Below are 26,072 nucleotides of genomic sequence, written 5' to 3'. Positions count from 1 at the left end.
GCCTATAAATATAAAAAGCTAATACTTACGATATTTAAAGGGGAGATAGGGTTGCACGGTAAATTAAAAGTAATCATTATGGTTTTATTCTGCTTTGTGTTATTGTTTCATCCATTCCAATCAGCAGAAGCTGCCGGTACAGGCATTAAAGTTACTCTTGATGAGGGCTTTGACGGAAAAGTAAAAAGAGGAGAGGGATTTCCTCTGCGTATTAAGATGGAAAATTCAGGTGACGCATTTAGCGGAGATTTGCTGATAAGTTACCATCCATCCTACAATACCAGCGGTGCGGTTTCTGTAAAAGTAGAGCTGCCTGCCGGAACAGCTAAGGAATATCTGGTTTCCATACCTGGAATGACGGAGGACCACCCCTCCATGTATCAGAATATTCCATTGCTGACTCTTTATGAAGGAGATTGGGAAGACGGAAAAAAAGTTAGATTTAAAGGAGAAAATACACTAAAGCCTAAATTTGTAGATATGGCTACTGAAGTAATTGGAGTTCTAAGTGAAAACTATGACCGTGTAAAAGAGCTTAGAACACTTCCTTCTAAATCGCTGCTTGAACTTAAAGGGGAAGATTTGCCGGATGATGCAACAGGGCTGGAGACACTCGATTACTTGCTTATTGATGAATTTAAGGTTTCCCAGCTTAGTGAAAAACAGCAAAAAGCTATAAGGGACTGGATATTCAGTGGTGGAACATTGATTGCCGGGGGAGGACCAGATGCCAGCGGCTCCTATGGAAATTTATATTCACTGCTGCCGATGAAATCAGAAAATGAGGCATCCGCTCCAGTCAAATTCCTTCAGCCGGCAAAGGGAGAGGAGCCAAAATTTGATGAGCTCAACTTCTTCACTGGTCCGGTTGATAAGAGTGCAGAAGTTATTGCAAAAAGTGGCGATCTCCCTGCAGCGTTGAAAAAGGAGTATGGAAGCGGGACAATTTTGCAGACAGCTTTTTCATTGGGGGATGAGCCTTTATCTTCATGGCAGGGTTATGACACATGGTTTGAAGGCTATATTAAACAGGCATCAGGTTCAGGCATTGGATCAAGCCCCTATTCACAGGATTATCTTGACCAGCTTTATTGGGAATTTGCAGAAATAAATGAATTCTTTCCTGCATCCAATTTTTCAGTCGGACAGCTTATTGGACTTTTTGCCGGTTATATTATTCTAATAGTGCCTGTGCTTTATTTTGTGTTAAGAAAGCTTGATAAACGGGAGCATTCCTGGTGGATCATTCCTTCTATAGCCATTTTAATGGGTGCAGCTGTCTTTGGAATGGGAGCAAAAGACAGAATTTCTCAGCCGCAGCTGAACCAGATGGGGATATATAAAGTGAATAACAATCTGCTTACCGGTTATCAGGCTTCAACCCTGCTGTCAAATAAAAGCGGTGAATACATCCTCTCAATGCCAAAAGGTGAATATAATGCTGTGGTTTATTCAAACAATTCCACGTCATCTGACCCGCTTAGAGGCGGAATTATGGCTGAAAGAGTAAAAAACAATGAGATAATTTTCCCAGAGGTAGAATATTGGTCATCTAAAACCATTTACGGAAAAGCTCAAACAGAAATAAATGGGAAATTGACAGCAGATATCACCCTTAAAGAAAAAAGATTAACAGGAACAATTCAAAACCAAAGTGACTTTGATTTTGAAGAATTATATATTTGGTCAGGAAACGAAACAATTAAACTGGGTTCAATTAAAAAAGGTGAGACCATTAAAGTAGATAAAGCCACAAAACAGTCCCTTCTGAGCAGACCGTACGGAGGGGCATTTAATGGAGGAAATCCTTCCAATAGCCAAAATGATATTAATAAATTAAGAAAAGAAAGGCTTCAATATGCTTCTAATACATTTCTGCTGGGAGATATTGCACAGCCAGTCCTTGCAGGAATTACAAGAGAATCTGTCATTGATGTAACCATGAAAGGGAAGAAAGCAAAAGAGAATAACACCAATCTGATTGTTCAGCCATTTGAGGCCAAAAATGAGTTTTCCGGCGAATTTACATTGAAGGATGGCATGATGGCAGCTGATTGGAATGTGATTAAGGGACAGATTTATGAAAAAGGCATGGATAGTACGAGTGGTGAAATGATGCTTGAAGACGGTGAATATGAATATTCTCTAAGCCTTCCGAAGCAGCTTAAAGAGAAAACCTATAAACTGGAAGAAATTTCGGTAAGGATTAATAGCCAAAACGTACAGTATTCATTAAAAAACCATAAAACAGGTGAATGGCTGCCGATTGAACCGGATCAAAGGAGCTTAAAGCTGACAAGTAAAGATAACTTGTCTCAGTATGTTTCAAAAGAGGGTCAATTTATTTTGAAGCTTATTAAATCTTCACAGGGAGATCCATTCGTTCCATTGCCGGCTGTAACAATAAAAGGGGAGGTGGCGAAATGATCGAAATAATAGATTTAACGAAACGATATGGAAAATTCACAGCACTTGATTCCTTAAATCTTACTATTGAAAAAGGCAGTGTCTTTGGTTTTGTCGGACAGAATGGTGCAGGAAAATCCACAACATTTTCCATTTTGGCAACACTGCTTGCCCCAACTTCGGGATCCGCTTATGTAAACGGGTATGATGTGCAAAAGGAGCCAAAGCTCGTACGAAAGCAAATTGGCTATATGCCGGACTTCTTCGGGGTTTATGATCAGCTTAAGGCTGATGAGTATCTTCACTTCTACGGTGCAAGTTACGGTATTCCATTCGCAGAACGCGAGAAGCTGATTCCACAGCTGCTCGACCTTGTCAACTTGTCACATAAAAGAGAGTCATACGTGGACCTTCTATCAAGAGGGATGAAACAGCGTCTATGCCTGGCAAGATGCCTGATTCATGACCCTGAAGTGCTGATTCTGGATGAACCTGCATCAGGACTTGACCCGCGAGCAAGGGTAGAAATGAGGGAAATATTAAAAGAATTGAAAAGCATGGGCAAGACGATTTTAATATCTTCACATATTCTGCCTGAGCTTGCAGAAATGTGTGATACCATTGGCATTATTGATCAGGGTAAACTTGTGGCTCAGGGGTCTGTTGCTGATATCCAGTCGCAGCTTAGAGGAGAAAGGCTGATTCTTGTAAAAGTTCATGGGAGTGCTGAAAATGCCATCTCCTTTTTCGAAGATGACCCAAATATTTTTAAATTATCTTTGCTGGAGGACGGGTTATCTTTTCAGTTTATTTATAAAGGGACGCCTGAAGAGCAAACAGAACTTCTTAAAAGAGCCATATTAAGTAATCTGGCCATCACCAGCTTTGCAGAAGCGGAAACAGACCTGGAAGATGTCTTTATGGAAATTACAAAGGGAGTTGAGCTGACATGAAGAATTTAGTCGTAAATCCTGTACTGAATAAAGAATTTAAGCTCCGCTTCCGAAGCTTTAAAAGTTACCTTGGGGTCCTATTTTACCTCTTGGCATTAGGGCTTATCATTGTTGGATTCATTTTTATTGAATCACTGTCAAACAACATGCAGGGCTTTTTTAAACCGGAACAGAGCCGGACAATGTTTATGGTTTTATCTATATTGCAGCTTGGTTTGATTCTATTTATTACCCCTGGATTAACAGCAGGCGTTATCAGCAGTGAAAGAGAGAGGCAGACCTTAAATATCATGCTCACGACGACTCAAAGCTCCTCAAGCATAATATTAAGCAAGCTGATCTCTTCCATTTCATATTTAATTCTGCTGATTGCGGCAAGTTTGCCTCTCTATAGCTTTGTGTTTTTATTTGGAGGTATTTCTCCAGGCCAGCTGCTTACGACAATGGGATTTTATTTGTTTACAATCGTGGTTTACGGCAGCATTGGAGTCTTATTTTCAACGCTAATCAGAAAAACCATTGTCTCGATGGTTACCACCTATGGGGTTACTTTATTCTTAGCAGGCGGAACGGCTTTCCTTGCTTTAATTTTTATGCAATTAACAAATGCATATGGGTATACTGGAACTCAGCCGACGAATCCGCTGGCATATTTCCCGGCTATGCTCAATCCGGTCATTATTCTGATGAGTACCTTTGAGCCGGAAATGACCAATGAGATTACAAGATCAACAGGCATTGAATTTCCTTTGTGGATTTCTTACTTAATTTCATATACTTTGATTTTCATTGGAGCAGTGCTGCTTAGCATTATAAAACTCCGTCCCAATATGAGAAAGGGCTAGAGTTTATCGTTAGTCTAACGGACAGTAATACCCCCACTTCAAGACTAAGAGGAATCAAAGGAGGATAAGTGGGAGTCAAACTGCCCAATCTAGCTGCGGCTCCTAGGGGCTCGAGGTCATAAGCCAATCAGCTGATGGGAAGAAAAGCACTTCCCAGCATCTGCTCGTCTTATGCTTGTCACCCCAAGGCAAGTCGCCTCGCTTTATAATGTAAAGGCCCGAAAGAAGGACAAAGACTAAGAACGCCACGTCCTCCCAAAAGCTGCCGCTTTCGGTCGTGCGAGGTATCGCTGCCGTAGATTTCCTTGTCCTGTGGCAACGTCTTTGTGACCCACTTTCCGTGGGCCTCAACTAACAATCATTGGGGGATAAAGCCCCCCACTGATTGAAGTTTCACTTTATTCGGGCAAATCCCCTGGAGAGGGGATTGCCCGAAATTTATAATAAGGGAATGATATCGGTGGAAGACCGCAATCAATATCTTAAACTCTTAAAACCGGTAAAAAGACAGCTCCTCATTCAGCTGATCATTAAGGAATTTCAGGTGTTCCTTTTAGCAGCCGCTGTCTTGGCCTGTTGTCTTATGGTTTTAGCAAGAATTTTCGTTATCCCATACCTGCAAAACTATTTTCTGCTGATTATTTTGCTCTCAGCTTTTGTCGCAGCTTTTCGAATTTGGAAGAAGCGGCCTGACATAATCCAGGCAGCTGCATTGTATAACGGGTTTGTAGGAGAAGACAGGGTCATTACAGCCCATTCTTTCCTTTTGGATGATGCTGTTCTGGCAAGATTGCAGCTTGCAGATGCAGTAAAGCATATGAAAAAGGTACACCATCAGGTTTTAGGCAGGAAGAAGGTTTTCATCCACCCTAAACCTGTTTTAATGTGTTTGGCTTTTCTAGGCCTGGCAGTACTTTTATACATGATTCCGGGAGAGAAAATGGAATTGGCTCAAAAATGGGAGAAGGAAAACAAGTTAGTTGAAGAAGCAAAAGAGGAACTTGAGAAAAAAGCTGAAAAAGAAAAGAATCCTGAAGTAAAAAAAGCATTAGAGAAAGCGAAAGAGAAGATTGCAGAAAAAAAGTCTGCTGAGGAAGCTTTGAAGGAGCTTGCGAAACAAACAAAAAGCCTGGAATTAAAGGCAATCAAAGAAAAAGAAAAATCTCTGAGCCTGGAAAACATGAAGAACACTCTTGATAATAGCGGTTTAAAGCAATTAAGCCGAATGCTGGAGGAGAAAGATCTGGCTTCTTTCCGGGAAGAATTAGCAAAACTTGAGAAGCAGAAGAAAGAACTTAATGAAGAACAAAGCAATGCATTGAAACAGCTTACCGGCAGTGAGGGGCAGCTGTCTGAAGAGGAGCTGTCAAAACTTATTGAACAGCTGGAGAAGGCTTTGCAATCAGAGGAGCTCTTAAAACAGCTCGCTGCAGCTCAAAAAGCTCTTCAGAGTTCAGGGCTATCATTACAGCAGCAAATGGCTGCCAATGGAATGCCGCCTGGACAGCTTGCATTTGCGCCTCCCGGGCAGCCGGGGAGCCAGGCAAATAATCCTAATTCATCGCCGCCTGCGCAGCAGAATAATTCAAATCCGCAAAATAATCAAAACCAGCCTGGCAATAGCCCAAACAACGGAAATGGCAGCAGCTCAGGAACAGGTTCAGGCAGCGGAACCGGAAATGGTTCGGGATCTGGTGCAGGGTCAGGCTCAGGCGCAGGGAGCGGTTCAGGCAGCGGTCTTGGAGGAGGTGCCGGACTCGGACAGGGATCCAGGGATCTGCTCACCATTCCATCAGGTATTGAAGGTAAGACGAATATTGAAAGTGATAACGGCAGTCTTGGACAGGGGACTCCAGGCCAGCAGTTTGACGGTGAAGGTCCTGTATTAAAAGGAACGATCAGACCTTACAGTGAGGTATTTGGAAATTATGAGGCGTCATACAGGAAGAGCACCGACCGGTATAAGCTGCCGGCTGATTTAGAGGAAATCGTTAAAAATTATTTTACAAGTATAGATCCTGACAAGGAGTGATTTCGATGTCCGCAACACAGGAAAAAGAACAGCAATTTGCACAAGCAGCAGATACTATTGCAAGAGTGAGAGATGAAATTCAATCATTTATAGTTGGCCAGGAGGAAGTAGTCGAACAAGTATTATGGAGCATATTCTCAGGCGGCCATGTTTTGCTTGAAGGTTTGCCTGGGCTTGGTAAAACCATGCTGATTAAGACTATTGCAGAAGTGCTGGATCTGAAATATTCCCGCATTCAATTTACCCCTGATATAATGCCATCCGATATAACCGGAACTATGCTGCTTCAGCCTGATGAAGCAGGCAGGCAAACATTCAGTTTCCATAAAGGGCCCATATTCGCCAACATCATCCTTGCAGATGAAATTAACAGGGCAACACCTAAAACACAAAGTGCCCTGCTTGAGGCAATGGGAGAAAAAACGGTTACTATAATGGGTGAAACCAAGAGGATGGAAAAGCCATTTTTTGTTCTCGCAACTCAAAACCCGATTGATATGGAAGGAACATATCCTCTGCCGGAGGCCCAAACCGACCGGTTTATATGTAAGGTAAACGTAGCATATCCGACACAGGAAGAATTAAAAGAAATTGCCAGGAGAACTACAGGTGTGCAAAATACTCATTTAAATAAAGCGGCCGGGCTGAATGATGTAGTTGCTCTTCAGGAACTCACAAGAGAAATCCTCGTATCAGAGGATATCCTCGATTATGCTGTATGGCTGATCACTGCCACACACCCGGATTCAGAGGATGCACCGGAAACAGTAAGAGAATACGTCCAATATGGCAGCGGTCCCCGCGGACTCCAGAGTCTGATAAATATGGCAAGAGCAAGAGCATTGTGCTCAGGAAGGTTCAATGTTTCGATAGGTGACCTTAAAAATGTTGCCTATCCCGTTCTGCGCCACCGCCTCCTTTTAAACTTTGAAGGAGAAGCAGCGGGGATTACGGCAGATTCGATTATTGAAGGTCTAATAAAAGAAAATTCCCGGGGAGCTAAGAGCTGATGAACAGCCATCAAATCCTTCTTGGAAAGCTGCAGAAGCGTAAAGTTGCGGTTAAGACCAGGAAAAGAGGGTTTCATTCAGGTTCCAGGCAATCTCATAAATTCGGATCTTCCATGGAATTTTCTGACTTCAGGGCATATCAGCCCGGAGACGATATCCGGCAAATAGATTGGAATGTCTATGGCAGAACACAAAAACATTATATTAAACGTTTCCTTGATGAGCAGGAACTGTCTATTGCTGTTTATCTGGATGCCACTTCATCAATGACCAAAATGGAAGCAAAATGGGAGTATGCCAAAGCGCTGGCTGCGGCTTTGAGCTTTATGATTCTTTCTGGTGAAGACCGGCTCCTATTTTCAGCTGTTTCTTCTGCTGGCTTACAGCCTATCAAAAGAAAAGGCTCTGTTTACAGCAGGCGAACATTCATGGAAATCCAGAAAATTGAACATTCAGCTCTGTCCAGTAACTTTCTGGGCAGCTTAAAAGAAACTCTTTCAAGACATCAGCAGCTTGCTGTAATAATAGCGGATGGCTTTGAGCCGCTTCAGGAATGGGAAAGCCTGTTTAGGAAGCTAAGAGGACTGAAACAGGAGTTCTGGCTATTTCAGGTTCAGGCCGATGAAGAAATGACACCGGCATATTCTGGAGATGTAAAGTTAATTGATAGTGAGACAGGGTCAGCTATAAATGTGAGCATGAGTCCTGCCGTATTGGCCGAATATGAAAAGCGCCTAAAAAAACATAATGAACAGCTTGAGATTTTATGCAAGCGGTATGGCGGCCAATATATCTTTGCGCCTGAAACAAGAGATCTTCAGACTGTTCTTTTCAGGGATCTGTATGCGAAGGGGCTGGTCAGGTGAGAACAACATGCAATTCTTAAATCCTGCTTATTTTATTTTATCCATTTTTATCGGAGCGTTTGTCTTATTTTATTTCTTTCGGAAGCAGTATGCGGAAAAGACCATTTCATCCAATTTGCTTTGGGAGCAGGTGCTGAATGAATGGCAGGCTTCCCCTTGGCTGAAAAAGCTTCAGCAGAATCTGTTATTTTGGCTGCAATTATTGGCACTTCTATTATTGGTGCTGGCCCTTGTGCGTCCATTTTGGCTTGAAGATTCTTTAAAAGGAGAACACATAATCATTATCATTGATCCATCCGCTTCTATGTCAGCTGAAAGCGGAGGGAAAAGCCGTTTTGAGATCGTAAAAGAGGAAATGCTTGGTCTGGCGGGAAAGCTTAATGGCCAGCAGGTAAGCTTAATTAAAGCAGGAGAGAAAAATGAGATTCTCTTAAGCCGGGAAGATGATCCAAATACTATTCGAAGAACCATTGAGGGGCTGGAGCTTACTTATGAACATGAGAATATGGAAAAAGCCATCTTATTGGCAGGCTCCCTATCTTCAGGAAAAGACACGGCTCTTCATATTTTTTCAGATTCAGCTGGAAAGAAAGATCTAATGAAGGAATTGGCTGGTCTATACACTGTGGTACATAATATTGGAGAGAACGCAGGGAATGTGTCGCTGCAGTCGTTTGGGACAGCGGCCGCAGGTGATGGTATTTCAGCAGTTGCAGTGATAGAAAACCAGTCTTCTGGAAATATAGAGACAGGTTTTACAGTAAAATCTGAGGAAGAAGTCCTGTTTGAACAGAATCTATCATTAAAAGCAAATGAGGAAAAAACCGTTCAAATAAAAAATCTGCCGGAAAAACCTTACTATGAGGCAGCTATCTCCATTAAGGATGGCTATAGTGCAGATAATCATGCAGCCTCTATTTACACCGACCCAAAACCAAAGGTTTACACAATGGGAGGAGTAAATCCATTTGCTGTGAAAGGCTTTCAAACAATTGGAGCCGAATTGCTGCAGACAGATCCTGCTGCTCTGAAAGGTTTGGATATGAAAGGTGTGGTTGTGGCGGAAGGAAGCAATTTATCGCAACTCCCGGACCTGCCGATGATTTTTTTCAATACAAGCAAAGATAAAGCAAAACTTGAAGAAGAAATTACAGGTGATGATGATCGTCTTTTTGAATTTGCAAACTTTGAAAAGGTGTATATCAGTTCAGCATCCTCCGTATTGAAAGGAGAATGGGAGACTGTATTGAAAAGCGGGGATATTCCTTTAATCCAAAGGGGGATGCATAATGGGCAGCCAATTATTATCGTCAATTTTGATCTATCCGACACAGATTGGCCTCTCCTGCCAGGTTTTCCAATCTTTCTGTATAACTCTTACCAGTGGCTATCTCAGCAATCAGATTTCCTCGGATATTTCAGCTCCGGAGAAGAAAGATGGATAAATATCGGCAATGGAACTGGAAGCTTGGAAATTTTCAATAATAAAGACGAAAATCTATACTCTCTTGATCTAAACAAGGAAACCTTTAAAGCTCCTATAATCCCCGGAACTTACCAGGCTGTATCAGGTAATCAAATTTATTATTTTTCAGTCCTTCTGGATGAAAGGGAGAAAAGTGCAGGAACAGAAGAATCCTTCACCATTAATGCTAAATCGTCTGAAAAAAGCAGCATGACCCAAAGGCCTAATGAAAGTCTCTGGTTCTGGCTGGCGTTAATAGCTTTAATCCTGATTGCTATCGAATGGGAGGTATATCGCCGTGGGCATAGAGGTTAAATATCCCTTCCTGTTTCTCATCCTGATTCCTGCTGTCATAATCATTATTTTATTTATTCGAAATCACAGCGGAAAAGGAAATGAAAAATTTTGGATTGCCGGTTTGAGGCTGATCATTTTCTCATTATTAATTATTGCACTGACCGTTCCCCAGGTGGTTCTTCCGGTAAAGGGACAGACCGTCGTATTTTTGGCCGACCGTTCTGCAAGCATTGGCACGAATGAGGAGGCACTGGCCTGGATAGAAAACAGCACCAGCCACAGGAAAAGTGACGATCAATTTGCAGTGGCGGCTTTTGGGAAAAATGCAGTGCTTGAACAGAATTTAGGCAGAAACCGTGAAGCTGTAAACGAATTTAACGGGATGGCTGAAGATTCCCAATCAAATCTGGAAGCAGGCCTGCAATTTGCCGCTTCACTCATTCCGAGGGAGTCTTCCGGCAGAATTGTCTTGATGACAGACGGGAATGAAACGGAAGGCGAAAGCCTGGAAGCTGCAGCAGTTTTAAAAAATCGGAATATCGAGATTGACCATGTGCCATTAAGAACAGCAGCAGGGGACGATGTCTCAATCTCAAAATTAAACGTTCCTCCTTCACTATATTTAGGAGAAGAGGCTCCGATTACAATAGAAGTTACCAGCAATGTTGCCAAAGAAGCTGATATCAGAGTATCGTTAAATCATAAAGAAGTATTAAAGGAAACCGTTCAAGTAAACGAAGGGAAAAATGTTTATACGTTTACCCACAAAGCGGATACCGCAGGGTTAACGGTATATAAAGCAGAGATAGCTGCCGAGCGGGATGCATACTCTGAAAACAATGCACTTCACTCTGTTGTGAATGTGAAGGGTACGCCTAAGGTCCTGATCGTACAAGGAGAGGAAGCTGGCGATATTGTGAATCTTTTAAAAGGTTCAGGCCTTGCGACAGACACCGTTATTCCAGAGAAGCTTCCGACCGTACTCTCAGGTTATTTGCAATATCAGTCGATTATTTTTAATAATGTCCCTGCAACTGTCATCTCAGAGCAGCAAATGATTCTGATGGAGAAGGCAGTGAAAGAATTCGGCACTGGTTTTATTATGTTTGGCGGTGAAGAAAGCTTCGGGCTGGGGGGCTATTTTAAAACTCCGATTGAGAAATTACTTCCGGTGGATATGGATATCAAAGGCAAGAAAGAAATGCCTTCCTTAGGTCTTGTGTTAGTTATGGACCGTTCCGGAAGTATGGCAGGAAATAAAATTGAATTGGCGAAAGAGGCGGCTGCCCGTTCAGTTGAACTGCTGCGTGAAGAAGATACACTCGGATTCATTGCGTTTGATGACCGGCCATGGGAAATCCTTGAAACCAAGCCTCTCAAGGATAAGAAAAAGGCAATTGAAAAAATCAAATCCATTACACCGGGCGGGGGGACAGAAATCTTTACTTCTCTCGAACAGGCATACAGTGAGCTTGAAGATTTACAGCTGCAGAGAAAGCATATCATCTTGCTGACAGATGGCCAATCTGCCACAAATGGAGACTATGAGCTTTTAATTGAAAGCGGGAAAGAGAAGAATATCACTCTCTCAACTGTTGCTCTTGGCCAGGATGCTGATAGAGGGCTGCTGGAAGAACTTGCGGGAATGGGGTCAGGGCGTTTTTACGATGTTACAGACTCTTCCGTTATACCAAGCATTTTATCACGAGAAACCGTAATGGCTACGCGAACTTATATCGAGGACAAACCTTTTTACCCAAGTATCCAGCCTTACCCTGACTGGTCCTCTCTTTTTGAAAATGGTGTGCCGGAAATGAATGCCTATATAGCTTCCACTGCTAAGCCGCGGGCACAGGTGCCGCTGTTAAGTGAAAAAAAAGACCCGGTACTTGCTGAATGGCAATATGGAATGGGGCGGACAGCGGCCTTTACATCCGACATCTCAGGCAAGTGGTCGGGAGAATGGGCAAGCTGGGAAAAGTGGCCGTCCTTTATTAATCAGCTTGTCACTAAAACCCTGCCGCAGTATGAAAGTGAACCATATAGGGTTGATGTTGAGAACAAGGATGGCAATACAGTGCTCAGCCTGGAATCTGCGGCAAGCATTTCTTTGCCCATTGAGACATCCATCGTGTCGGAAACGGGTGAACAGATAAAAGCCAATATGAGGCTTACTGCTCCAGGCAAGTATGAGGCGCTGATTCCTGAAAGTGCGGGAATGTACTTTTTAAATATTAAACAGACAGATCAGAATGGAAATATTCAGGTTCATCAGACCGGTTTTACCATTCCATATTCTGAGGAGTATTTGCAAAAGGGAACAAATAAAGAGCATTTGAAGTCACTCTCAAAAATGACTGGTGGCAAGGAGCTGGCAAGCGGAGAAGAAGCATTCCGGCCGCTGAAAAAAACGGCAAGCACCAAACAGCCAATCAGCGAATGGCTGCTTCTCGCTGCATTCCTGCTCTTTTTTTCAGAAATAGCAGTAAGGCGCTTTGGTCTAACGGCTCTTGCAGCGGGAATTCTGAAGAAAAACAGAAAAGTTAAAGAAAAGCCAGATGTGCCTATGAAGGTACCAAAACTTAAAGCTTCCAGGAAAAAACCGTCTCCCTCCGAACAGGCGCCTGTTAAACTTCAAGGAGAAATTCCTGTAAAGGAAACACCGGAGAAAACAAAAGCAAAGAAGCCGAACCGGCCAAAACCAGCAGCAGAACTCTCGCCGAAAGAAAGAGAAGAGCGGATGAAAAGGCTGCTGGATGCAAAAAACAGGAAAAAATAAGTGGAATCAGAGTTGAATGATGCCTTCAGCGCTCTCCCGGAATTAGGTACTGCCAACACTGTAAAGATATCTTCTTGACATGATATGAAATTCTATGTAAACTTTACTTTGTAAAGGCTTTTCACTTAACAAGGGGGAATAGGGATGCTCGAAAAGACAACGAGGATGAACTACCTTTATGATTTCTATCAATCGTTGTTAACTCCTAAGCAGAGAAGCTATATGTCCCTTTACTACCTGGATGATTTTTCGCTTGGAGAGATTGCCGAGGAATATGATGTTAGCCGGCAAGCGGTTTATGACAACATTAAGAGAACAGAATCAATGCTTGAAGAGTATGAAGAAAAGCTGTTATTATTTCATAAATTTCAAGAGCGCAGCAAGCTGATTGCAGAAATAAAAAAGATGCTTCAGGAAGGTTCCCCTTCCCGAGAGGCACTGGAAGAAGCAGTGGCAGAGCTTGAGAAATTAGATTAGGAGGCGGCATGTATGGCATTTGAAGGATTGGCCGACCGACTGCAAAATACAATTCAGAAGATCCGCGGAAAAGGCAAAATTAATGAAGCGGATGTAAAAGAAATGATGCGTGAAGTCCGTCTCGCCCTTTTGGAAGCGGATGTTAACTTCAAAGTTGTCAAGGAGTTCGTCAAAAAAGTCAGCGAACGCGCTGTCGGGCAGGAAGTTTTAAAGAGCCTGACGCCGGGACAGCAGGTAATAAAGGTTGTTAAAGAAGAATTAACGGAACTGATGGGCGGAGAGCAGAGCAAAATTGCTGTTTCCAATCGCCCGCCGACAGTCATTATGATGGTCGGTCTTCAGGGTGCCGGTAAAACGACTACAACCGGAAAGCTTGCGAACCTGCTCCGCAAAAAGTATAACCGCAATCCGATGCTGGTTGCTGCAGACATTTACCGCCCTGCGGCGATTAAACAGCTCGAAACGCTTGGCAAGCAGCTGAATATGCCTGTCTTCTCCCTTGGCGATCAAGTCAGTCCTGTTGAAATTGCAAAAGAGGCGATCGCAAAGGCAAAAGAGGATCATAATGATTATGTTCTAATCGATACAGCAGGAAGACTGCATGTGGATGAAGCTTTAATGGATGAGCTGAAGCAAATCAAAGAGCTTTCCAATCCAGATGAAATTTTTCTTGTTGTAGATGCCATGACTGGTCAAGATGCGGTTAATGTAGCACAAAGCTTCAATGATCTGCTGGGTCTTACAGGAGTAGTCCTGACAAAGCTGGATGGCGATACCCGAGGCGGAGCGGCTCTATCCATTAGATCCGTAACAAACACGCCGATTAAATTCATCGGTCTAGGCGAAAAGCTGGATGCCCTTGAAGCGTTCCATCCAGAACGGATGGCATCCCGTATTTTAGGTATGGGGGATGTCTTATCCCTAATTGAAAAAGCACAGGCTAATGTGGATGAAGAAAAGGCAAAAGAGCTTGAGCAGAAGATGCGCACTGCTTCTTTCACATTTGATGACTTTTTGGACCAGCTTGGTCAGGTCCGCCAAATGGGACCTCTTGATGAGCTTCTGAAAATGATGCCTGGTGCCAACAAAATCAAAGGCTTGAATAATATGCAAATCGATGAGAAGCAAATCACTCACGTGGAAGCCATTATTAAGTCGATGACTAAGGAAGAGAAAACTCATCCGGAAATCATCAATTCAAGCCGCCGCAAACGGATTGCCAAGGGAAGCGGAAGAACCGTCCCCGAAGTTAACCGTCTGCTGAAGCAATTTGAGGATATGAAAAAGATGATGAAGCAAATGGCCGGCATGCAGCAAAAAGGCAAGAAAAAAGGCGGATTCAAGCTTCCTTTTAACCCTTTTTAGTAATGTCTAGCTCCAGCGCCTGCTCCCTCGAGGGATTGTCGGGGGTGGGCAAGGCGCTTGCGCTTTTCTAGTCATTTAAGCTTTTCATAACATGTAAAGAAAAAAACCTTTACAAACTAATTAACTATCTGATATTATACTATCTTGTGTGAAACTATTCGGAGGTGCTTATTTAAAATGGCAGTAAAAATTCGTTTAAAGCGTATGGGTGCTCATAAAAACCCTTTCTATCGTATCGTTGTAGCTGATTCTCGTTCTCCTCGTGACGGACGTTTCATTGAAACAGTAGGAACTTACAATCCGGTTGCTCAACCAGCGATCGTGGAAATCAATGAAGAGTTGGCTCTTAAATGGCTTCAGACAGGTGCTAAGCCATCTGATACAGTACGTAACCTTTTCTCTAAGCAAGGCATTATGGAAAAATTCCATAACGCTAAAAACGGTAAGTAATTCATTATAAGATGAAAGAGCTTATCGAAACGATTGTTAAGCCCCTTGTTGATTTTCCGGAAGATGTTCAAGTGAATGTCCAAGAAGAGGATCAGCGCGTAACCTATCGGCTTTCCGTCAACAAGAATGACATGGGGAAAGTAATTGGGAAGCAAGGGCGCGTTGCGAAAGCAATACGGACCGTTGTTTATGCAGCAGGTTCATCAGAAGAAAAGAAGATCTTTTTAGAGATCATCGAATAATTATCCTGCTATGAGCGGGTATACCAAAAAAGGAGGGGCTTCCCCTCCTTTTTTTACAATCTAAAAAAATAACATCGCCAACTAAGAATGTGACAGCAGTGTCAGTTACGCCGTTTTTTCATTCGGATTATGATTTGGGAGGCGCTGTACATGAACATTATTCAAACGGTTACAGTTAAGCAGGTGCTGACAGAGAACAGCAAGCAAGAACTGCTGGAAGGCTATGCGGCCAAAAAAAAACAGCTGCAGAAAGAAAGTGATCAGTTGAGGTTTGAACTGAAAAAGCAGGAAAAAAACAAAAAGCTGCATCCTGCCAGTCTGAAACAGCACTTTGAAAAGGAAATTCAACTGAGGCAGGAAAAAGTCCAGCTGCTGGATTTTCAAATAGAACAATTACATATGCTACCATTAGGAAGTGAATTAAAAGAAAAAGAAGTCCAGGCGATTATCGAGGTTCAAAAGGGTACCCCCTGGGAAGACATAGAAAAAGGGAAAACGATCATCATAAGAGATGGAATTGTTGATGAAATACGCTAGAGGTGATAGTGCATGCAGAAATGGTTTAACGTTGGAAAAATTGTGAACACCCATGGCATTAAAGGGGAAGCGAGAGTCATTTCAAAAACAGACTTTGCTGAAGAGAGGTATAAGCCGGGAAATAAACTTTATTTGTTCATGCCTGACACAAAAGGTGATCCCGTTGAGCTGACAGTGAAATCACACCGCACTCATAAATCATTTGATCTGCTTACCTTTGAAGGATACGAGAATATCAATCAGATTGAAAAAATGAAGGGCGGCATTCTGAAAATTTCAGAAGATCAGCTTGGCGATCTTGAAGAGGATGAATTTTACTACCATGAAATCATAGGGTGTACAGTTGAAACTCTTAATGGAGAAGAAGTGGGGAAAATTAAAGAAATTCTTTCTCCCGGAGCAAATGATGTGTGGGTAATTAAAGCAAAAGGCGGTAAGGAAATTCTAATCCCATATATTGAAGATGTTGTTAAGGAAGTTAATGTGGAAGATAAACTTGTGAAAATTAATGCGATTGAAGGATTGCTTTCATGATGAATATTGATGTGCTCACGCTGTTTCCTGAAATGTTTGAAGGGGTCTTTGGGCATTCCATATTAAAAAAAGCTGCAGAAAATGAAGCGGTAACGTACAATGTCGTCAACTTTAGGGAATATGCCGACAATAAGCACAAAACCGTTGATGACTACCCATATGGCGGAGGAGCGGGGATGGTTTTAAAACCGCAGCCGATATTTGATGCGGTTGATGATCTTCGCAGTAAAAGCGGTGCGTCTCCGAGGGTTATCCTGCTGTGTCCCCAAGGGGAACGCTATACGCAAAAAAAAGCCGAAGAACTGGCAGAAGCAGATCACCTGATTTTTGTATGCGGCCATTACGAGGGGTATGATGAAAGAATACGTGAACATGTTGTGACAGATGAAATTTCAATTGGTGATTTTGTGCTGACTGGCGGAGAGCTTGGAGCGATGGTTGTAATTGACAGTGTCGTCCGATTGCTGCCTGGTGTATTAGGCAATCAGGAATCTCATATGAAAGATTCTTTTAGCACAGGGTTTCTTGAACATCCTCATTATACGCGTCCTGCCGACTTCAGAGGCATTAAAGTGCCTGATGTTCTCATGTCTGGCAATCACCGCCTTGTCGAAGAATGGAGAGCCAAAGAATCCCTGAGAAGAACGTATTTAAGACGACCTGATCTTCTTGAAGATGCAGAATTAACAAGTGAACAGCAAAAATGGCTAAATGAAATAAAAAAAGAAGATAAATAACATTGAAGTTGCCGTCCAAATATGATATGATACTTTTTGTGACTTAGGCTGAACTTGTTCAGTTTGCGTCTGATAAAGATGTTCCGCTGCAAACATAGGTTGTGCAAGAGCGTCTGTTGAGAGGAGTTGAAAACGATGCAAAAGTTAATTGAAGAAATCACAAAAGAACAGCTTCGCACTGACCTTCCGTCTTTCCGTCCTGGTGATACTGTACGTGTACACGTAAGTATTGTTGAGGGAACTCGTGAGCGTGTTCAGGTATACGAAGGTGTTGTGATTAAGCGTCGTGGTGGTGGAATCAGCGAAACTTTCACAGTTCGTAAGATTTCTTACGGTGTAGGCGTTGAGCGTACATTCCCTGTGCACACACCTAAGATTGCGAAGCTTGAAGTTATCCGCCGCGGTAAAGTCCGCCGTGCGAAACTTTACTACCTGCGTAACCTTCGCGGTAAAAAAGCTCGTATCAAAGAAATTCGATAATAAAATGAAAAGCGAAAGCGCCTTGACCAGCCCCGACAAGCATAAGACGAATCACGCAGGAGGCGTTAGCCTCTGGAGTGATTTGGCTTATGACCTCGAAGGGCTAGGCCGCTGCAGCTGGACAATGAGAGAAAGAAGGAGCTTGTTAAATCAAGCTCCTTTTTCTTTCATGAAATAGTAAAGTACAAATAATATTACATAAATGTTAAATAATATAAAAATAAGATTCCCATCGTGTTTATTATGAAGAATTTTTGTAAAATAAGTAAGACAACACTTTCCATGGCAGATTAGTTATGGGTTAGAAGAATGGTGGGGGATTTAATGGCAAAAAAGAAAAATGAGTTGTGGGAATGGACAAAAGCTCTTGTAATCGCAGTTCTGTTAGCGGCAGTCATCAGATATTTCTTATTTGCTCCAATTGTGGTTGACGGATTGTCCATGATGCCAACATTGCATGACCAGGATCGGATGATTGTGAATAAATTCAGCTATAAAATTGGTGAACCGGAGCGCTTTGACATCATTGTTTTCCATGCACCTGAAAACAAAGATTACATCAAACGAGTAATTGGGCTTCCGGGAGACAAGATTGAATATAAAGATGATACTCTCTATGTTAACGGAAAAGCGTATGATGAGCCTTACCTGGATGAATATAAGAAACAGGTAATCGATGGGCCTCTGACAGAGCCATTTACTTTAAAAGAAAAGATCGGACAGGAAACAGTTCCTGAAGGGCATTTGTTTGTAATGGGCGACAACCGCCGCTTCAGCAAGGACAGCCGTCACATTGGCCCTGTTGCAATGGAAGAAGTGCTGGGCGATGCCGGAGTAATATACTGGCCAATAGAGGATATTCGCATCGTTGATTGACGATTGTTTGTTAAATACATATTGGATGGAGGTGCCGGCTGTGACGATCCAGTGGTTTCCCGGTCATATGGCGAAAGCCAGAAGGCAGGTTACAGAAAAATTAAAACTAGTTGATATCATCTTTGAACTCGTTGATGCAAGGATTCCTTATTCATCACGAAATCCGATGATCGATGAAATTATTCAGCACAAACCCCGGCTTGTTTTGTTGAATAAAGCTGACATGGCTGATAAAGAAGCAACGAAGAAGTGGATCAGACATTTTGAAAACAAGGGCATAAGAGCTCTTGCGATAAACTCACAGGCCGGGCAAGGCATGAAAGAAATCGTCTCTGCATCTCAGGAAATTCTTCAGGAGAAGTTCGATCGAATGAGAGCGAAAGGTGTCAAGCCAAGGGCAATCCGGGCAATGATTGTCGGTATTCCAAACGCCGGAAAATCCACACTTATAAATCGCCTGGCCAAAAAGAATATTGCAAAGACAGGAAATACTCCAGGCGTTACGAAAGCCCAGCAGTGGATAAAGGTAGGGAAAGAGCTGGAGCTGCTCGATACCCCGGGAATATTATGGCCAAAATTTGAAGATCAGGAAGTTGGTCTTAAGCTGGCTCTGACAGGAGCGATCAAGGATACTATATTAAATCTTCAGGATGTTGCAGTTTATGCCCTTCGCTTTCTCGGTGACAGATATCCGGATCGTCTGAATGACCGCTACCAGATCGAAGAAATCCCGGAAGATATCGTTGAAGTCTTTGATAAAATCGGAAGGCTGCGCGGCTGCCTGATGGGCGGCGGCGAAATTGATTATGATAAGGTAACAGAGCTGGTAATCAGAGAATTCCGCTCTGAAAAAATGGGGCCAATTACATTGGAACTGCCGGAGGAAATGGCAGTGCGGAATGAAGCTGAATAATTTTAATGAAGGCCTTCTGTTCGCAGGAGGCCTTTACTTTTTGGAAGCAATGCCGATACATAGAATAGATTAGGCTGTATTCGTAAAGTTTGTTGCTTTTGGGCAGGTAACTAAATTAGACCTCTGAGTTGATCTTCGCTGTTGGCACTTGATCCTCGAAAATGCTGACGCATTTCCTTCGTGCGGTGTTCATTCAAGGAAGCTTATTCAATGTCCTGCGGGAGGAGAGGGAAGTGTGAGACCCCGCAGGCGAAGCCGAGGAGGGCTCGCATTCCTGCCCGCGGGTTCGCTGCGTGCCTGGAGCGGAAATCAATGGGCTGAATTCAAAACAACAATCATTAAAAAAGAGCCTGAGATGACAAAGGAGAAAAGTATGGCAAAGTTAACCATTCGCCAAATAGAAGAAAAGATGAAAACAATTGAGTTAGAGGATGACCCGTTCCTTCACTCAATTAAACAGGATGACAGAAAAGGCGTGCAGCAGCTTTTGGCAAAGTGGCAATCCCGTCAGCTGCTCCAAAAGAAGATATATGACAAGCATAAAGAAATGAGCCGCTATGAACGTCAGTACAGAAGCCGGGGTTTTCAATTTATTGCCGGAATAGATGAAGTCGGCAGAGGGCCGCTTGCAGGGCCGGTGGTAGCTGCAGCAGTTATTTTGCCTGAGGATTTTTACCTCCCGGGATTAGATGATTCAAAAAAAGTGCCTGAACGAAAAAGAGAAGAATATTTTGAAATCATTAACGCTAAGGCTGAGGCGGTCAGCGTTGGGATCATTGAACCAGAGGAAATTGACCGCATCAATATTTTTGAAGCGACAAAAAAGGCAATGCTGTCGGCGGTTGAAGGCCTGAATCCAAAACCGGACTTCCTGCTTGTAGATGCCGTAAAACTTTTAACACCTTATCCAATGGAAGCAATCATTAAGGGAGATGGCAAAAGCGTAACGATTGCTGCAGCCTCTATCATCGCCAAAGTCACCAGAGACAGAATGATGGCTGAAATAGGCAAAGAGTTTCCCCAGTATGGATTTGGGAAAAATATGGGCTATGGAACTAAGGAACATCTTGAAGCGATAACACTTCATGGGATTACGCCTTATCACCGGAAAAGCTTTGCTCCAATAAAAGATTCTTATTAAAAATAGTATAGAAGGTGAAAGTATGAAGCCGTCTGAATTAATTCAAAAAATCATAAGGCATGACCAGAGCAATGCAGGAAAAACAGCTGCGTTCAGACCTGGGCAAATTGTCAGCGGAAAAGTAGCAAAGCTATTTCCGAATCAGACGGCAGAGGTGCAGATCGGGTCACATAAAGTGATTGCGCAGCTTGAAACTTCTTTGTCAGCGGACAATAGATATTGGTTCCGAGTCGAACCGGGTGAAGGACTGCTGCGCTTAAGAGTAATGGAATCTGGAAACGGCCAAAGTAAAGGAGCTCCTGCTGAAAGCCTTCTAAGTCAGCTGGGAATGAAGTTGTCCCGGGAAAATAAAATGCTCATTCAATATTTTCTTAAGGAGCAGCTGCCGATTACAGGTGAAACTTTAAGAATGGCATCGGAATGGATCTATGAAAGCAAATCTGCTGCGGAGGGTCTGAGGACAGTAAAAGAGCTGATAATAAGGCAGCTTCCCTTTTCGAAAGATGTTTATTCAGCGCTATTCTCAGCCTTAAACGGGGACTCTCTTTCTTCGATTATGGGAGAATTGCAGAATGAGTTAAAGAGAGCCGATTTATCATCCAAAGGGCAGCAAATATACTCTCTGCTGGGGAATATGACAAGGACTTCAAGGGACAAACTGGGACAGCAGGCAGTAGTCAGACTGTTTTCAGAATGGCTGAATGCAAAAGATCAGGCAGGTTCCCGCACAGCTTTCAAGCTCCTGAAAACAGTGGGGATGTTTCCGGGTGAAGCTTCCGAGGATGCTGCCATAAAACAGCTTATTGAAGGCGGTGTGCAAAATAAACCGATTATTCAAATACTGACTGAGCTTCTGAAAGCAAGCGTATCAGGGAACAGGCAGGAATTTATATTGAATTTGGCCAAACTCAATGGAGTTATTGCACAAAGTTCTAGAAGCAGCGGACAAGCTCAAGCTCTACAAAACTTACTTAATGGTTTTCGAAATGGCAGGATATCTTTTCCTGCAGAAAAAAAATTACTTAACACCCTTTTTAAATCGGCTCTATCTCTTACAATTAATGATGATTTAGAACATTTATTAAATGGAGACAAGTTCAGGCTGGCAGCTGTTCAGGCGGGGAGACTATTGGGCGGTGAAAAACCATCCGCGGCAGCTGCTCTTAACCCTCAGGAAAGCACAATGCTGGAAGAAACGAAAAATAGCATGAGTCCCGAATCTCATTTTCCATATGATCAGCGTAATATACATAGTGAGTTAAAGAGAAGAATCACAACATTAGGGTTTTCTCATGAACATGACGTCCTAAAGTTATTAAAACAGTATGATGATGGAGCCGCCAAAAATCTGGACACCCTCAAACCGCTCCTGATGGGCTTCTTAACTGAAGAACCGGCACATACAGCTAAAGATGCAGCGGAACGGCTTCTGCATAAAATAACCGGCTTTCAGGCTCTCTCACAGGAATCAGGACCATTGCAGCACTTCATCTTTCAGCTGCCGGTATCTTTATGGGGAAAGATCTCCGATATGACAATGCAGTGGAGCGGGAGGAGAACAGAAGGCGGAAACATTGATCCAAATCATTGCCGGGTTATCTTTTATTTGGATTTGGAGCACCTGAATGAAACGATTATCGACCTTCAGGTCCAAAACAGAATCATCAACATTTCAGTTATTAATGAGCACAGCGAAATAAAGGATTTAACAGCTCCATTTGCAGCTGAATTAAAAGCAAATTTATTAAAATTAAATTATAAGCTGTCCTCGGTTTCCTTCCAGAAGCCCGAGCCTGCAGGAGATTCACTTTTAACAAGAGAAACAATGACATCGATTGTACAGGCAAATCAATTCAGCGGAGTTGATATTAGAATATGAAAAAAGAGCGTGTTGCACAAAGGAAAGAAGCGGTTGCATTAACATATGACCCTGAGAGTCATGGGGCACCAAGGATATCTGCAAAGGGGAAGGGCCTGACAGCTGAAAATATCCTTGCAAAGGCTAAGGAACATGGTATTCCGGTTCAGGAGGATCCTGCTCTTGTTGAGCTTCTTGGCAAGCTTAATATCAATGAAGGAATTCCAGAAGAGCTTTATCAGGCTGTTGCTGAGGTATTTGCTTTCATTTACAGGGCTGATCAGGAAGCTGGAAAGAGGAAAAATAGTAAATAATCTATTCTGGTAAACCAATATGTTTAACTCACAGTAATGTTTTCAAGTAGAAAAGAACGGGATAATACTTAAATTAAATAGAATCGAAAGCTGTCGAAAGGCAGCTTTTTCTTTATTTTAATAAAATATTTTTCGGTAAAATCAGGTTCAAATCCTTTATAATTATAGGGTTTGTGTACTGTCTAATATTTATAATTTTTAAAGAAATATAATATTTTAGAGTAAATGGTAGACAAGGGTTGTGTCATTTAATAAAATGAAAGCGCAGTCTATTTTTTTGAAGAGTTAGATAGGAGGATGGGAAATGAATATACATGAGTATCAAGGTAAAGAAGTCCTCAGACAATACGGGGTAGCCGTTCCGAACGGAAAAGTGGCATTTACAGTTGAAGAAGCTGTCGAAGCTGCGAAAGAACTAGGCACTGAGGTGTGTGTGGTTAAAGCGCAAATCCACGCCGGAGGACGCGGTAAAGCTGGCGGTGTAAAGGTTGCCAAAAATCTTGACGAAGTTCGTACATATGCAGGTGAAATCTTAGGAAAAACACTTGTTACACATCAAACAGGCCCGGAAGGCAAGGAAGTAAAGCGTTTACTTATTGAAGAGGGCTGTGACATTAAGAAGGAATATTATGTGGGTCTTGTACTGGACCGTGCCACATCTCGCGTTGTTTTAATGGCATCGGAAGAGGGCGGTACAGAAATCGAGGAAGTGGCTGAACAGACGCCAGAAAAAATCTTCAAGGAAGAAATCGATCCGGTTCTTGGTTTAACAGCATTCCAGGCCCGCAGAATCGCTTTCAATATCAATATTCCATCAAAGCTTGTCGGACAAGCTGTTAAATTCATGATGGGCTTATACAGAGCTTATATCGAAAAGGATTGCTCTATTGCTGAAATCAATCCATTAGTTGTAACTGGCGACGGCAAGGTTATGGCTCTGGATGCTAAGCTGAACTTCGATGCAAATGCCCTGTACCGTCAGAAAGACATCATGGATCTTCGTGACCTTGAAGAAGAGGACGCAAAGGAAATCGAAGCATCCAAATATGACCTAAGCTATATTTCCCTTGATGGAAACATCGGCTGCATGGTTAACGGTGCAGGTTTAGCGATGGCTACTATGGATATCGTTAAGCATTATGGCGGAGACCCGGCCAATTTCCTTGATGTTGGGGGCGGAGCAACAGCTGAGAAAGTAACTGAAGCTTTCAAAATCATCCTTTCTGATAAAAACGTTAAAGGTATTTTTGTCAATATCTTCGGCGGAATCATGAAGTGTGACATCATCGCCACTGGAGTAGTGGAAGCAGCGAAGCAAGTAGGCTTGAATGTGCCATTAGTTGTACGTCTGGAAGGCACGAATGTTGAAATGGGCAAGAAGATTCTTGCTGAATCCGATATCGATATTATCGCAGCTGAATCCATGGCTGACGGTGCACAAAAGATCGTTTCTTTAGTAGGCTAAGAATCAAAAATGAGCGGCCGTTCAGTTTTAAAGGCATTCCTTTGAGCGCAGAATGGCACTCTTTAGACCAGAAAGGAGAATTAACGTGAGCGTATTTATTAATAAAGATACTAAAGTTATAGTTCAAGGGATTACTGGTTCAACAGCCCTCTTTCATACAAAGCAAATGCTTGAATACGGAACGCAAATTGTCGGCGGTGTAACTCCCGGTAAAGGCGGTACTGAAGTAGAGGGTGTTCCTGTCTTCAATACAGTGGAGGAAGCAGTTAAGGCGACAGGTGCCAATGCCTCCGTTATTTATGTTCCCGCTCCATTTGCTGCAGATGCAATTCTTGAGGCTGTAGATGCCGAATTGGATCTTGCGATTTGTATCACTGAGCATATTCCTGTATTGGATATGGTTAAAGTTAAGCGTTATATGGAAGGCAAGAAGACCCGCCTTGTAGGTCCCAACTGCCCGGGTGTTATCACTCCTGAAGAGTGTAAGATCGGCATTATGCCTGGTTACATCCACACTAAAGGCCATGTTGGAGTTGTTTCCCGTTCCGGAACATTGACTTATGAAGCTGTACACCAGCTGACACAAGAAGGAATCGGCCAATCTACTGCTGTTGGAATCGGCGGAGATCCGGTTAACGGAACAAACTTCATTGATGTATTAAAAGCATTCAATGAAGATCCTGATACTTATGCTGTCATCATGATCGGTGAAATCGGCGGAACTGCTGAAGAAGAAGCTGCAGAATGGGTTAAAGAGAACATGACTAAGCCTGTTGTAGGCTTCATCGGAGGGCGCACTGCACCTCCAGGAAAGCGTATGGGCCATGCCGGCGCAATTATTTCAGGAGGCAAAGGAACAGCTGATGAAAAAATCCGTGTAATGAATGAATGCGGAATTCAGGTAGCTGACACTCCATCCGTAATGGGTGAAACCCTGATTAAGGTCCTGAAAGAAAAAGGCCTTTATGATCAGTGTAAAACACACTAATTTTTTTGAATAACTTAAGAGTAGTCCCTCTTTTTGAGGGACTATTTCTGCATTGTCAAATCCTGTTATCCCCCTCTTACCCCGTCTTTTTAAAAACATTTCAGGAGGCTCCCATGAATGAATTTAATATGAGGCTCACCCATCTCCACCACTGCAGAGGAATGAGCTGGAAAATGATATATTACATTCTAAAAAAAGATCCCGAATTGAAATTTCTGTATAATGATGCACCCCGACGAATTATACCCCAGGTAATCACCACTCAGGAATTACTTTCCAATGCACTCCAGGATCTGCATTCTGATCGGATCCAGGAACAAATTCGCCAATACTCACCAAACGGCATTAAAGCCATTACAATTTTTGACGAAGAATATCCAATTCTGCTAAAAGAAACTTACCAGCCGCCTTGGGTTTTGTATGCCCGAGGTGATACCCGTCTTTTGAATAGCGGGGTTCATCTGGCCGTTGTTGGTTCCAGACAGGCAACAGAGTATGGCGAAAAAGCCATTCAGTCCATTTTTCCCAAGCTAATTGAACACGGGGTTATTATTGTAAGCGGGCTGGCGGCCGGGATCGATGCCATTGCGCATAGGGAAGCAATAAAAAATAAAGGAAAAACAATCGGTGTCATAGCCGGGGGCCTGTTTCATATTTATCCACAGGCAAACCAGAAGCTTGCTTATGAACTGATGAAAAATCATCTGGTTATATCTGAATATCCGCCAGACACAAGGCCCTCAAGGTGGCAGTTTCCAATGAGAAACCGAATCATAAGCGGCATTAGCAGAGGGACACTGATAATTCAGGCGAAAAGGAAAAGCGGCTCTCTTATTACAGCTAATTATGCTGTGCAAGAAGGAAGAGAAGTATTTGCAGTACCAGGGAATATTTTTAGTCCATTCTCATGCGGAACCAATGAGTTAATTCAGCAAGGCGCCAAACTGGTTAAATCTGCTGAAGAAATCTTAGAAGAGTTCCATTACTGATCGGATCAAGTGAAAAAGGAGCCTATAGATTAAAGGCTCCTTCTCTTACATCA

Annotated in this window: 24 protein-coding genes; all 24 read left to right on the top strand. The window is 42.8% G+C overall.

What is annotated here, in order from left to right:
• Positions 1 to 51: 51 nt before the first annotated feature.
• The 24 genes from NYE23_RS12115 to dprA all read left to right on the top strand — a co-directional run bounded on the left by NYE23_RS12115 (position 52) and on the right by dprA (position 26,019).
• Positions 52 to 2,427 carry a hypothetical protein gene (locus NYE23_RS12115; RefSeq protein ID WP_341078125.1) on the top strand — a complete coding sequence of 792 codons (2,376 nt, stop codon included), beginning with the start codon at positions 52 to 54 and terminating at the stop codon, positions 2,425 to 2,427.
• Positions 2,424 to 3,359: an ABC transporter ATP-binding protein gene (locus tag NYE23_RS12110; RefSeq protein WP_341078123.1), complete on the top strand. Its 936-nt coding sequence runs from the start codon at positions 2,424 to 2,426 to the stop codon at positions 3,357 to 3,359. The genes NYE23_RS12115 and NYE23_RS12110 overlap by 4 nt, the downstream gene beginning before the upstream one ends.
• A complete protein-coding gene (locus NYE23_RS12105; protein ID WP_341078121.1) occupies positions 3,356 to 4,204 on the top strand; it encodes an ABC transporter permease in 849 nt (282 codons plus the stop codon). Before NYE23_RS12110 ends, NYE23_RS12105 begins: the two co-directional genes overlap by 4 nt.
• 427 nt (positions 4,205 to 4,631) lie before the next feature.
• Positions 4,632 to 6,236, top strand: coding sequence for a hypothetical protein (locus tag NYE23_RS12100; RefSeq protein WP_341078120.1), 1,605 nt, complete (start codon positions 4,632 to 4,634; stop codon positions 6,234 to 6,236).
• Between the two features lie 5 nt (positions 6,237 to 6,241).
• Complete coding sequence (locus tag NYE23_RS12095; protein WP_341078117.1) at positions 6,242 to 7,246, top strand: AAA family ATPase; 1,005 nt, start codon at positions 6,242 to 6,244, stop codon at positions 7,244 to 7,246.
• The gene (locus NYE23_RS12090; RefSeq protein WP_341078115.1) at positions 7,246 to 8,112 is read left to right on the top strand and encodes a DUF58 domain-containing protein; all 867 of its coding nucleotides are present in this window, start codon (positions 7,246 to 7,248) and stop codon (positions 8,110 to 8,112) included. Before NYE23_RS12095 ends, NYE23_RS12090 begins: the two co-directional genes overlap by 1 nt.
• A gap of 7 nt (positions 8,113 to 8,119) precedes the next feature.
• The gene (locus NYE23_RS12085; RefSeq protein ID WP_341078114.1) at positions 8,120 to 9,892 is read left to right on the top strand and encodes a vWA domain-containing protein; all 1,773 of its coding nucleotides are present in this window, start codon (positions 8,120 to 8,122) and stop codon (positions 9,890 to 9,892) included.
• Positions 9,876 to 12,653: a VWA domain-containing protein gene (locus tag NYE23_RS12080; protein ID WP_341078112.1), complete on the top strand. Its 2,778-nt coding sequence runs from the start codon at positions 9,876 to 9,878 to the stop codon at positions 12,651 to 12,653. Before NYE23_RS12085 ends, NYE23_RS12080 begins: the two co-directional genes overlap by 17 nt.
• A 144-nt stretch (positions 12,654 to 12,797) precedes the next feature.
• Entirely contained in the window at positions 12,798 to 13,130 is a 333-nt protein-coding gene (locus NYE23_RS12075) for a putative DNA-binding protein (protein ID WP_341078109.1), read from the top strand.
• A gap of 12 nt (positions 13,131 to 13,142) precedes the next feature.
• Positions 13,143 to 14,495 carry a signal recognition particle protein gene (gene ffh / locus NYE23_RS12070; RefSeq protein ID WP_341078107.1) on the top strand — a complete coding sequence of 451 codons (1,353 nt, stop codon included), beginning with the start codon at positions 13,143 to 13,145 and terminating at the stop codon, positions 14,493 to 14,495.
• Positions 14,496 to 14,672: 177 nt separating this feature from the next.
• A complete protein-coding gene (gene rpsP, locus NYE23_RS12065) occupies positions 14,673 to 14,945 on the top strand; it encodes a 30S ribosomal protein S16 (protein ID WP_009330784.1) in 273 nt (90 codons plus the stop codon).
• Between the two features lie 11 nt (positions 14,946 to 14,956).
• Entirely contained in the window at positions 14,957 to 15,187 is a 231-nt protein-coding gene (locus NYE23_RS12060; protein WP_341078105.1) for a KH domain-containing protein, read from the top strand.
• Positions 15,188 to 15,337: 150 nt separating this feature from the next.
• Complete coding sequence (locus tag NYE23_RS12055) at positions 15,338 to 15,724, top strand: YlqD family protein (protein ID WP_341078104.1); 387 nt, start codon at positions 15,338 to 15,340, stop codon at positions 15,722 to 15,724.
• Between the two features lie 12 nt (positions 15,725 to 15,736).
• Positions 15,737 to 16,258, top strand: coding sequence for a ribosome maturation factor RimM (gene rimM / locus NYE23_RS12050; protein ID WP_341078102.1), 522 nt, complete (start codon positions 15,737 to 15,739; stop codon positions 16,256 to 16,258).
• Complete coding sequence (gene trmD, locus NYE23_RS12045) at positions 16,258 to 16,995, top strand: tRNA (guanosine(37)-N1)-methyltransferase TrmD (protein WP_341080707.1); 738 nt, start codon at positions 16,258 to 16,260, stop codon at positions 16,993 to 16,995. Before rimM ends, trmD begins: the two co-directional genes overlap by 1 nt.
• A gap of 135 nt (positions 16,996 to 17,130) precedes the next feature.
• Entirely contained in the window at positions 17,131 to 17,475 is a 345-nt protein-coding gene (gene rplS, locus NYE23_RS12040) for a 50S ribosomal protein L19 (RefSeq protein ID WP_009330779.1), read from the top strand.
• Positions 17,476 to 17,799: 324 nt separating this feature from the next.
• Entirely contained in the window at positions 17,800 to 18,351 is a 552-nt protein-coding gene (gene lepB / locus NYE23_RS12035) for a signal peptidase I (RefSeq protein ID WP_061794314.1), read from the top strand.
• A gap of 40 nt (positions 18,352 to 18,391) precedes the next feature.
• Positions 18,392 to 19,264, top strand: a complete 873-nt coding sequence (gene ylqF / locus NYE23_RS12030) for a ribosome biogenesis GTPase YlqF (RefSeq protein WP_035328930.1) — start codon at positions 18,392 to 18,394, stop codon at positions 19,262 to 19,264.
• Positions 19,265 to 19,637: 373 nt separating this feature from the next.
• Positions 19,638 to 20,405, top strand: a complete 768-nt coding sequence (locus NYE23_RS12025) for a ribonuclease HII (protein ID WP_341080704.1) — start codon at positions 19,638 to 19,640, stop codon at positions 20,403 to 20,405.
• A gap of 22 nt (positions 20,406 to 20,427) precedes the next feature.
• Positions 20,428 to 22,284, top strand: coding sequence for a hypothetical protein (locus tag NYE23_RS12020; protein WP_341078100.1), 1,857 nt, complete (start codon positions 20,428 to 20,430; stop codon positions 22,282 to 22,284).
• The gene (locus tag NYE23_RS12015; RefSeq protein WP_341078098.1) at positions 22,281 to 22,577 is read left to right on the top strand and encodes an EscU/YscU/HrcU family type III secretion system export apparatus switch protein; all 297 of its coding nucleotides are present in this window, start codon (positions 22,281 to 22,283) and stop codon (positions 22,575 to 22,577) included. Before NYE23_RS12020 ends, NYE23_RS12015 begins: the two co-directional genes overlap by 4 nt.
• Before the next feature lie 304 nt (positions 22,578 to 22,881).
• Entirely contained in the window at positions 22,882 to 24,042 is a 1,161-nt protein-coding gene (gene sucC / locus NYE23_RS12010; RefSeq protein ID WP_061791075.1) for an ADP-forming succinate--CoA ligase subunit beta, read from the top strand.
• An 85-nt stretch (positions 24,043 to 24,127) separates the two neighbouring features.
• Positions 24,128 to 25,030: a succinate--CoA ligase subunit alpha gene (gene sucD / locus NYE23_RS12005; protein ID WP_341078096.1), complete on the top strand. Its 903-nt coding sequence runs from the start codon at positions 24,128 to 24,130 to the stop codon at positions 25,028 to 25,030.
• Positions 25,031 to 25,143: 113 nt separating this feature from the next.
• Entirely contained in the window at positions 25,144 to 26,019 is an 876-nt protein-coding gene (dprA, locus tag NYE23_RS12000) for a DNA-processing protein DprA (protein WP_341078093.1), read from the top strand.
• The last annotated feature ends 53 nt before the right edge of the window (positions 26,020 to 26,072 follow it).

It is taken from the genome of Cytobacillus sp. FSL H8-0458 (assembly GCF_038002165.1).
In the GTDB taxonomy this organism is placed as follows: domain Bacteria; phylum Bacillota; class Bacilli; order Bacillales; family Cytobacillaceae; genus Cytobacillus.
Note: the sequence above shows the minus strand (reverse complement) of the source record. Positions and strands in the feature narration are given on the sequence as shown.